Consider the following 7185-nt stretch of genomic DNA (forward strand, 5'->3'; position numbering starts at 1 on the left):
CCAACGATGAGTTGCATTATATGTTGACATAACGGCTCGACAGCAAAGAAAAATATGCGAACGAAGTGTTCGAGGTTCGATCAGTGGGCGCCTGTGAGGAACGGTCCGAAATCAATCGTAACCTGAGGCCTCAGCTTCTCCGCAACCTGCCATTTCGCACCACCTGCAAGCGCCCTCCCTGGAGGGTTGATCCCACCGTTCAACCAGTCGCACAGCTTCGAAAGTCGCCCTGACTGAAAGAACTCCTTGGCGCTTTCGATAGCGTCGATGCAGCATTCGGCCGCTTCCAGATCGACGTCGGCCTGACGGACGATTTGAGAAAGGCGCGAAGTGGACTTGTCTTGGGTCCCTTGGCCGATGGCGGCGAGTCCTCGAAGGCGCGCTACGATGTCGATCAACGTGCTTGATGGGCATCGGTCTGCCCGTATCCAATCGGCTCCTTCAAGTTCGCCATGATCGAGTTCGGCGGTTCTCGTGATCGGCTGGCCAGCGCCTAGCTTCGCCTTCAGTTGCCCGTGCTGGCGCGTGTATTCGTGATTGTTCAGCCCGAGTTCCATCAGCTTCCCGACCTCGACCAAGAACTCGCTCATCACCGCGTCCTCGGCGGCACGGTCGCGCACCTCTGTGGTATGGACCAGACGAAGCGTCGATCCGACGTCGGAGGGCCTTAGAGCGCGAATCTTGGCTACCATGCGTGGCGCATCCTGCTCCAACCGGTTTCGTCCGGCTCGGAGAACGCGTGCTTGGCCGCTCGACGCGATGGACGCCAACTCGTCGATCTTCGCGGGCAAGTCATCTCGAAGACGAAGCCACCGTGTCAGCACCTCGTAGCGACGCTTCATCTGCGTTCGGGCGTTCGAGGCAAGGCGGTAATTCGTGCCATAGGCCTTGGGACCGCAGGTGCTCCCGAGGAGGAAACGCCGCCCGTGTCCGTCCCTAAGGACGAACCCATGCCGGTGGGGCTGATGCTGCGGGCAGTGCGCGCAAGGTACAGCATCATCCTCAGGCGCAAGGTCGTATGCGAGTTCGATCTGAAATTCGCCGAGGTCCGCCGGGATCGACCGGTGAATGTTGGGCAGGGACATCGGGTCATTCGTCGACCATTGAACGAGCAGAAGCTGTTCGTCTGTGAGGCTGTCCCAGCCGCGCTCCACATACGAAGAAGACGCGCCGGTGAGGTTCGGGTTGGCGGCGTAAGGCATCTGTACCCTTTCAAGAATCGGGGGTTGATGAACCATACAACCTGAGCGCCGGGAGAACAAACCGTGTCCATAGGTCTGTCCCCAGTTTGCGACCCGTCCGTTCTCGGACGCGTTGTTCTAGCGCCGCCAGATCGCCGCCTTGATCAGTGCCCGCATGACGCTGGCGGTGTCCGGCGCCGTCGCCACGATCTGACCGCTGCACAGGCCAATGAAGCCGGTGCCCTCGCGCGCCGGCGCGATCTGATAGAGGTGGCGACCGCGCCAGAACTGAATCGGGGTCATCGGACCCACTCCCAGCCCTGGTAGAGGCCGACCTGAGGCACGACGCGGATCACGCCGTCGTTTTTCAGTTTGGTCAGGCATGCGCCGACGCGCTTCCGCATCAGGACAATTGTTTCGTCGTCGGCTTTGAGTCCGCGTTCCTCGATCTGAACTAGAACGAGGTCCAGCGACGTCAGCGGCTCGGTGGCGTTCTTCAACAGCCGCACCACCATCCGAACCACTTCGCCCTTCTTGGCGCGGTGCTTAGTCGGGAAGCGGACGATCCGGTCCTCGTTCGGCTTCGCGTTGAAGAGCCGGATGGCGGCGTCGATGTGATCCAGATCGCAAATGACTTTGCGCTCTTCGGCGCGCAGGTACTTCAGCTTGCCGGCGAGTTGAGCCCGCTTGTCCAGCAGGCCCATGACCGTGTTGGGGCGTTCGATGTCGTTCTTCATGAAAAGAACGTAGCAAGAACAACAAGATGCGTCTCAGGCGGCTAGGTGTGTTTGCGCCATAACAGCGGAATACTCGGGCAGTTCGTCGAGGAACAACACGCCGTTGTGCGCCAGGGACGCCTCGCCCGGCTTGGCGCGCAGGCCCCCGCCGGTCAGGGCGGCCATGGAGGCGGAGTGGTGGGGGCTGCGGAACGGCCGGTCGCGGGTCAGGGCGCCGCGCTCGATCAGGCCGGCGACCGACCAGACCATCGAGGTCTCCAGCAACTCCTGCGAGGTCAGGGGCGGCAAAAGGCCGGGCAGGCGCTGGGCCATCATCGACTTGCCCGAACCCGGCGGGCCGATGAACAACAGATTGTGCCCGCCCGCCGCCGCGATCTCCAGAGCGCGCTTGGCGCTTTCCTGACCCTTGACCTCGCGCAGGTCGGGTGCGGCGCGCCCGGCCGCCAGAGGACCGGGTTCGGGCGCGCGCAGCACCTGGGTTCCCTTGAAATGATTGACCACGCCGATCAGAGATCGGGGCGCCAGGATGCGCGCGCCGCCGGCCCAGGCGGCTTCCGGCCCCGTCGCCTCGGGACAGATCAGGCCCAGCCCCATGGCGTCGGCGGCGACGGCGGCGGGAAGGGCGCCGCCCACCCGCGCGATCTGGCCGTCCAGCCCCAGTTCGCCGATGGCCGCCCAGCCGTCCAGGGCGTCGGGGGCGATCACCCCCATGGCCGCCATCAGGGCCAGGGCGATGGGCAGGTCGAAATGGCTGCCCTCCTTGGGCAGGTCGGCGGGCGCCAGATTGGCGATGATCCGCTTGGCCGGCAGGGCCAGGCCGATGCCGGCGAAGGCGCCGCGCACCCGCTCCTTGCTTTCGGCCACCGCCTTGTCCGGCAGGCCCACGATGTTGAAGATCGTCGGTCCGTCGGAGCCGATCAGCTGGACCTCGACATCCACGCGCCGGGCCTCGACCCCGTCGAAGGCGACCGTGACGACCCGCGCGACCATATCCGTTCTCCAGCTCCACCGTGGAGAACGAACCATGAACTGAAATCTAATTCAAGTGGCGTTCACGCAACCTGAGCAGCGCGCTTCTTCTCGATCACGTCCCACATCAGGGCCGTGGCGTCGACGCCGGTGAAGGTCTTCAACTGCTGGGCGCCGGTGGGGGAGGTGACGTTGATCTCGGTCAGATAGTCGCCGATGACGTCGATGCCGACGAAGATCAGGCCGCGCGCCTTCAGCGTCGGGCCTATGCGGGCGCAGATCTCCAGGTCGCGCGGCGTCAGTTCCACCGGCATGGCCTTGCCGCCGACGTGCAGGTTGGAACGCACCGCCCCCTCGGCCGGCACGCGGTTGATGGCGCCGACCGGCTCGCCGTCGATCAGCAGGATGCGCTTGTCGCCCTTGGACACGGCGGGGATGAACTTCTGGATCACCAGCGGGTCGCGGCTGCCCGCCGCATGGATTTCGATCAGGGCGTCCAGATTGGGATCGTCGGCGCGCAGCTTGACCACCCCCGATCCGCCGTTGCCGTGCAGGGGTTTCAGCACCACCTCGCCATGCTTCTTGTGAAAGGCGGTCAGGGCGACGGGATCGGCCGAGATCAGGGTCGGCGGCTGCAGGCCGGGAAAGGCCGTGACCATCAGCTTTTCGGGCGCTGACCGCACCTGGGCCGGATCGTTGACCACCAGGGTCCCGGGGTGAACCGTCTCCAGGAGATAGGTGGCGGTGACATAGGCCATATCGAACGGCGGATCCTGCCGCATCAGGATGACGTCCACGTCCTCGGCCAGGTCCAGCCTTTCCCAGTCGCCGAAGCTGACGTGGTTCCCGGCCTCGCGGCGCACGGTGACGGCCCGGGCGCGGCAGTAAAGGCGGCCTTCCTCCAGCGCCAAGGTGCGGAAATCATACACCCATTGTCTGTGCCCGCGCGCCTGGGCCGTCTCGGCCATCAGGAAGGTGGTGTCGGCGGAAATGTCGACGGCCTCGATCGGGTCCATCTGGATGGCGACTCTGAGCATCGAGGCTTTCCTTGCGTTGGCAGGCACGAATGGAATGGGAATGAGGAAGCTCCACCGCAACCTTACCCGCGCATCCCCGCGAAAGCGGGAACCAGTTCTGTCGTTCGGCAGTGCGTTGGATTGAGACGAAAGCGGGTGATGCGCGGATCGCCCAAGGCGCTGGGTCCCCGCTTTCGCGGGGATGAGCGGAGTATGGAATCAGTCGATCTGGCGCGCTTCCTCGGCCAGCATGATCGGCACGCCCTCGCGGATGGGATAGGCCAGTTTGGCCCCGGCCGAGATCAGTTCGTTGGCGTCGCGGTCGTAGGTCAGCCTGCCGCGCGTGACGGGGCAGACCAGCACCTCCAGCAGGCGGGGATCGACGGAGACCGGCGTGTTGAAGGCGTCGCTCATTGTTCTGGGCCTATCGCGTCTGGCGCTGTTCGAGGGAGTCCTTAGCGGCCTGCCGGGCATTGCGCTACTGGATGGAGGGCGCGGCGTCGTCGCCGGCGTCGGCGGCGTCGATGCGCAGCAGGGCGGTCAGGGCCTCGGCGCGCGACATCAGGCTGGCGGCCTCCAACAGCGCCTGTTTTTCCGCCGGTTCGAACGGCAGGGCCATCGACAGGCTGTTGACCAGGGCCTCCATCGGGGCCGTTTCGGCCGTTTCCCAGTCGATGTCCAACAGGCGGTGCGCCATATAGGCGCGCAAGGCGTCCAGGAAGGCGTGGCGGTCGAAATCGGGCGCCTCGGTCGGCGAGGTCAGGTCCGTCTCATAGTCGTCGAACGCCGCCCGGACCTGGCGATAGGGCGCCTTGGACGGCAGTTCGGCGGCGATGCGGAATCGCGACACGCCCGTCAGGGTGATCAGATAGCGCCCGTCGGAAGTCTCGGCGAAACTGGTGATCCGCCCGGCGCAACCGACCGGCGACAGGCTGGGCAGGACGGGCGTTCCGCCATTGGGCTGGACCAGGCCGATCATCCGATCCCCGGCCATGGCGTCGTCCACCATGTTCAGATAGCGCGGCTCGAAGATGTTCAGCGGCAGTTGGCCGCGCGGCAACAGGATGGTCCCGCCCAGCGGGAACACCGGGATCACCTGGGGCAGGTCGAACGCTTTCACATAGCCCTGGGGCATGATGTCTCCCTGGCCCGTCGCGGGCCTCGGCCCATCCTCAAGAGAACAGGATCGACGACAGACGCCGCCGCCCGTCCTTGGCCACGTCCGAACTCAGGCCCGCCGCCTCGAAGATGACCAGCAGCTGTTTGCGCGCCGCCTGGTCGTTCCATTCCCGGTCGGCCTTGACGATGTGCAGCAGATTGTCGACCGCGCCCTTGAAGTCGCCCGCCGCGCTCTGGGCCTCGGCCAGATCATAGCGGGCCTGATGATCGTTCGGGTCGGCGGCGACCTTGGCTTCCAGTTCGGCGGACGCGCCGCCAGCGGGCGCCTTGGACGCCAGGGCCAGCTGCGCGCGCACGCTCTGCACCGCCGGCTCCTTGGAGTCCTGGGGGGCCATGGCGATGGTCTGGGCCGCCTGTTCGGGATCGCCCCCGGCCAGATAGACCCGCGCCATGCCGGCGATGGCCTTCTCGTTCTCCGGCTCGATCGACAGGACGTGGGCGAAGGCCTGGGCCGCGCCGCCGAAGTCGTTCAGGCCCAGCGATTCCTCGCCCAGCTCAAGCAGTTGCGCCGTCTCGGTCGAGCCGCCCTGACCGTCGGTCAGCTTGTCGATGAAGGCCTTGATCTGGCTGTCGGGAATGGCGCCCTGGAAGCCGTCGACCGGCTGGCCGTTGACGAAGGCGTAGACCGTCGGGATCGACTGCACCCGCAGCTGGCCCGCATAGGCCGGGTTCTTGTCGACGTCGATCTTGACCATCTTCACCGCCCCCTTGGCGGCGCGCACGGCCTTCTCCAGCGCAGGCCCCAGGGTTCGGCACGGCCCGCACCAGGTGGCCCAGAAGTCGACGATGACCGGCCGCTGCTTCGACGCCTCGATCACGTCGGTCATGAAGGAGGCGTCCGTGCCCTCCTTGATCAGGTCGCCGGCGGCTTCGGGGTTCAGGGTCGGGTCGAGCAGGGTCATGGGCGAGGTCCGCGCAGAGGTCGGTCAGTTTCAACGGTTCAGATGGCGTCGGGATGCGTCGGCATCAAGCGGCGATTTGGTCGCGCCGGGATTTCGCACGACGCCGCGAAAAACACCGTCTGAATAGTATGAATAGTGTGAAATCCCCTCGCCGTCCCGCTCGCCGTCGCTTTCCAGATGGGGCTTCGGCTTCGAGGTTCAAGACGGCGGCGGCCCTCGAAAGCCTCAGGTCAGCGCCCCGAAATCCACCACCACCGGCTCTCGCTCCAGCAACGCCAGCATCTGTCGAAATGCCGCCTGATCCAGCGCGGTCGTCGCCGTGTTGGTCAGGGGGTGGAAGTTGACGATGTCGGCGTCCCACAAGCGCTGGTCCAGCACGAAGGTCACGCGGCGGTCGATGTCGTTTATAAGGGCCAGGGCCGTGACCGAGCCGGGGCGCACGCCCAGCGTCTCCCACATCAGGGTCTCGTTTCCGAACGACAGCCGGCCCGAGCCGATGACGCCCGCCGCGCGCTTCAGGTCGATCACCGTGTCCTGGCGCGCCGAGATAAGCCACAGCCGACCCTTGTGGTCCTTCAGGAACAGATTCTTGGTATGGGCGCCGGGCAGGTCGGCCTTGAGGTCCAGTCCCTCCTCCACGCGGAAGACGGCCGGGTGGTCGTGGGTCGCGTGGGTCACGCCGTTCTCGGCCAGCCAGGCGATCAGGCGGTCGCGGTCGAAAGCCGGCGTCGGGGCGGGTTGGGTCGTCATGGTTGAGCCGTCGGGTTTCGGGCGGTAGGAAACGTCCATGGTCGATACCGTGCAGACGCGCCCGCTGGAACTGGAATGCTATCCGATGACGGCCCGGCCGCCGGACCTCGTGCCCGGCCGCCAGTCGCGCAACTGGATGGACGCCTTCATCAGCCGCCATCCCTATCGCTGCCTGCCGCTGAACATGGCCAACACCACGGGGTGGGAAATTCTGTGCCCGTTCGGCTTCTCGGCCGAGTGGAACGGCGGTCCGCGCCAGGAAGACATCGTCATCACGCCCGACCGGCCACAGCACGACCTGGATCATTTCGTCACCTCGCACTTCTCGCGCGGGGTCCTGACCATGCATCCCCAATATCTGTTCCGCACGCCGCCGGGCTGGGGGATGATGTGTTCGGGGTCGCCCAACCATGTGAAGGACGGCATCCAGCCGCTGGTCGGCCTGATCGAG

9 protein-coding genes and 1 pseudogene are annotated in these 7185 nt (G+C 65.7%); 1 reads left to right on the top strand and 9 read right to left on the bottom strand.

Annotation, left to right across the window (positions count from 1 at the left end; genetic code table 11):
• Positions 1-80: 80 nt before the first annotated feature.
• The 9 genes and pseudogenes from DI624_RS13125 to DI624_RS13165 form a co-directional block, all read right to left on the bottom strand.
• Positions 81-1202 (bottom strand): hypothetical protein, encoded by a 1122-nt coding sequence (locus DI624_RS13125; RefSeq protein ID WP_291539311.1) that lies wholly within the window; start codon positions 1200-1202, stop codon positions 81-83.
• A gap of 117 nt (positions 1203-1319) precedes the next feature.
• The gene (locus DI624_RS13130) at positions 1320-1484 is read right to left on the bottom strand and encodes a hypothetical protein (RefSeq protein ID WP_291539314.1); all 165 of its coding nucleotides are present in this window, start codon (positions 1482-1484) and stop codon (positions 1320-1322) included.
• Positions 1481-1918: a hypothetical protein gene (locus tag DI624_RS13135; RefSeq protein WP_291539317.1), complete on the bottom strand. Its 438-nt coding sequence runs from the start codon at positions 1916-1918 to the stop codon at positions 1481-1483. Before DI624_RS13135 ends, DI624_RS13130 begins: the two co-directional genes overlap by 4 nt.
• A gap of 69 nt (positions 1919-1987) precedes the next feature.
• Positions 1988-2908, bottom strand: a pseudogene (locus tag DI624_RS13140) (YifB family Mg chelatase-like AAA ATPase); the annotation flags it as partial.
• 62 nt (positions 2909-2970) lie between these two features.
• Positions 2971-3924 (bottom strand): glutathione synthase, encoded by a 954-nt coding sequence (gene gshB, locus DI624_RS13145; RefSeq protein WP_291539320.1) that lies wholly within the window; start codon positions 3922-3924, stop codon positions 2971-2973.
• 198 nt (positions 3925-4122) lie between these two features.
• The gene (locus tag DI624_RS13150) at positions 4123-4317 is read right to left on the bottom strand and encodes a Trm112 family protein (protein WP_291539322.1); all 195 of its coding nucleotides are present in this window, start codon (positions 4315-4317) and stop codon (positions 4123-4125) included.
• A 64-nt stretch (positions 4318-4381) separates the two neighbouring features.
• On the bottom strand, positions 4382-5038 hold the full coding sequence (locus DI624_RS13155) for an LON peptidase substrate-binding domain-containing protein (protein ID WP_291539325.1): 657 nt from the start codon (positions 5036-5038) through the stop codon (positions 4382-4384).
• Positions 5039-5075: 37 nt separating this feature from the next.
• Complete coding sequence (gene trxA, locus DI624_RS13160; protein WP_291539328.1) at positions 5076-5984, bottom strand: thioredoxin; 909 nt, start codon at positions 5982-5984, stop codon at positions 5076-5078.
• Between the two features lie 225 nt (positions 5985-6209).
• Entirely contained in the window at positions 6210-6734 is a 525-nt protein-coding gene (locus tag DI624_RS13165; RefSeq protein WP_291539331.1) for a prolyl-tRNA synthetase associated domain-containing protein, read from the bottom strand.
• A 64-nt stretch (positions 6735-6798) separates the two neighbouring features.
• Here DI624_RS13165 and DI624_RS13170 point away from each other — a divergent pair.
• Positions 6799-7185 (top strand): DUF6065 family protein (locus DI624_RS13170; protein WP_291539337.1); only part of this gene is annotated, 387 nt, incomplete at its 3' end.

Source organism: Brevundimonas sp. (assembly GCF_003248455.1).
In the GTDB taxonomy this organism is placed as follows: domain Bacteria; phylum Pseudomonadota; class Alphaproteobacteria; order Caulobacterales; family Caulobacteraceae; genus Brevundimonas.